The following is a 2,282-nucleotide window of genomic DNA, read 5'->3' on the forward strand; positions in this document are numbered from 1 at the left end:
TTCTTATTTGGGATTGATAACGTTACGATACTGAGCCACATTCTGCTTGGTCAGCGTGATTATGATGAATACTTTAACTTACACCTCACTGTAACAAAGTTTAATTAAAAGTGAACATATGAAAATATTCTAACATTTGATCTTTGTTGAATGAATGCTTTTGACCCTTTATTTCAATAAAAGAATCTACTTTGCATTGATGAGTATTCAAAGATAATACGATTTAGCGTGATTTATGCGCACTGACTTATAGGCAACGAATGAACCTATAAGTTCATAACGTTTTACACAGGAAGATAAAGAGGAGGCATAAAACAATAGATGAAGCGCTTTTGCCCCCTAAAAGGCGACATTATCTAGCCTTGCTAGATAGTAAGAACTCGCAATCAGTGTTGAACGTTTAGCACTAACTTTGAACATTTGGATTTGTAAATGGTGCTTTAAGCCGATTAAAACTCTTTATTGATACGATTAAAAAAATCTAACATCTGCGCTCGTTCGGCTTCGCTAAATTGAACCGTAAGATCGGTCGTTAACTGCATATGTAGTTTGTCGTGCTCTTCAAACATAACTTGGCCTGGATCCGTTAATTCAACTAATATCGAGCGTCGATCGGTTTCATGAGCACGGCGCAACACTAGACCAGCTTTAACCATTTTATCGATTTGAACGGTTAACGTGCCTGTAGTCACCCCAATTTTCGCTGCCAACTCTTTCATTCGCATAGGGCCATTAAGACCTAGGATTTCAACAATGTGAACTTGAGGTAAGCTAAATCCATTATCTTTGACTACAGCCATTTCCCAAGACGATAACTTTTCATAAAACTCGATAATCGCATGATTTAGATGATCGTCTTGGTTCTTCATTAATTAATATTCCTTAGCGGTTTCAGGCTTATTGTGCCTGACTCGCCATGTGCACTTCAACGGTTACATGACTTAAGGCCTTAATTTTTGCCAATTTATCTTTAAAATGGTCACTATTTGCACCACTTTCGCTGACAACAATCAAGCTAGCTGCATAATGGTCTGCACTGACTTTCCATACATGCAGGTCAACTAAACAATCGCCCTCTTGTTCTATCATCTGTTTTATTTCAGTAAGTTGTTTTTGCTTCATGCTGGCATCAAGTAAAATGGGGGCGGTTTGCCTCATTAACCCCCAAGCCCAGCGAGAGATGATCACCGCGCCCACGATACCCATTAATGGGTCGAGCCAGTTCAGTCCGACATATTTACCCAGTAATAACGCACCGATTGCCAATAATGAAGTCAGAGCATCGGCCAGTACATGGAAGTAAGCGGCTTTTAAATTATGATCTTCATGACCATGCGAGTGACCATGGCTAACAGAGTGCTCGTGGCTATGATCATGATCGTGTCCATGACTATGTCCGTGATCATGACTGTGATGATCTTTTAGTAAAAACACACTGACTATATTGACGATTAAGCCGATGACCGCAACCATAATAGCCTGATCAAAGTGAATGTCTTGCGGATTAAATATCCTAACGCCCGATTCTACCAACATAACAAGCGCCACTAAGCCTAATGCGACGGCACTGGTAAAACCACCCAATACACTCACCTTGCCAGTGCCGTATGAGTAGCTAGCTGAATTGGCGTGTTTACGTGCATAGCGGTACGCAAACAGCGTAATAAGAAAAGCGGCCGCGTGGGTACCCATGTGCCAACCATCAGCAAGTAAAGCCATTGAACCGTAGATTGTTCCCGCTGTAATCTCAGCAAACATGGTCACCACGGTCAATAACAGCACGATTGCGGTATTACGTTCTCCGCTATTATTGTGACCTGCAAAATTGTGCTGATGTGACCATTGCTGACGTAATTTTTCTGTGTTTTCCATCATACCCGTACCTTTTGTGCAACGTTCGTTGTCTTGTAATTAATGTCTTGTCACTAATTTTGTTATCAGTGTTTTGTCATCAGTTGTTTTATGCGTTAATGATTCTTAATCATCGACCAAACACCCCTTAAGCGTTTATCTTAGATAAGTGTTTAGATAAAGGCTTGTCTGTATCTTTTGATTTTAAACGTCATTTTGTTTGATATACAACTAGTTTGACTGCCACTTAATTTGAATGCCATATAGTTCGTAAATCAAAGCAATAATCCTTCATTTATTTTTAACTGACAACCTAAAAACAAAAATCATGTGATCTAAGTCCAAAAGACTTAGTATGGCAAGATCAGTTGATTCCGTTGCAACACTCCCAAACCGGGACTAGTGTTCAAGCTTATCGCAATACTCACACC

At 39.9% G+C, this 2,282-nt stretch carries 2 protein-coding genes; both read right to left on the bottom strand.

Annotation, left to right across the window (positions count from 1 at the left end):
• Positions 1-449 precede the first annotated feature (449 nt).
• Positions 450-869 carry a MarR family winged helix-turn-helix transcriptional regulator gene (locus tag CXF82_RS01230; protein WP_101092076.1) on the bottom strand — a complete coding sequence of 140 codons (420 nt, stop codon included), beginning with the start codon at positions 867-869 and terminating at the stop codon, positions 450-452.
• 28 nt (positions 870-897) lie between these two features.
• On the bottom strand, positions 898-1,872 hold the full coding sequence (dmeF, locus tag CXF82_RS01235) for a CDF family Co(II)/Ni(II) efflux transporter DmeF (protein WP_102039210.1): 975 nt from the start codon (positions 1,870-1,872) through the stop codon (positions 898-900).
• Positions 1,873-2,282: the final 410 nt, after the last annotated feature.

It is taken from the genome of Shewanella sp. GutDb-MelDb, from assembly GCF_002836075.1.
In the GTDB taxonomy this organism is placed as follows: domain Bacteria; phylum Pseudomonadota; class Gammaproteobacteria; order Enterobacterales; family Shewanellaceae; genus Shewanella.

Coding starts and splice junctions, on each gene's coding strand:
- CXF82_RS01230 (WP_101092076.1), bottom strand. CDS start 869: ATGAAGAACCAAGACGATCATCTAAATCATGCGATTATCGAGTTTTAT.
- dmeF (WP_102039210.1), bottom strand. CDS start 1,872: ATGGAAAACACAGAAAAATTACGTCAGCAATGGTCACATCAGCACAAT.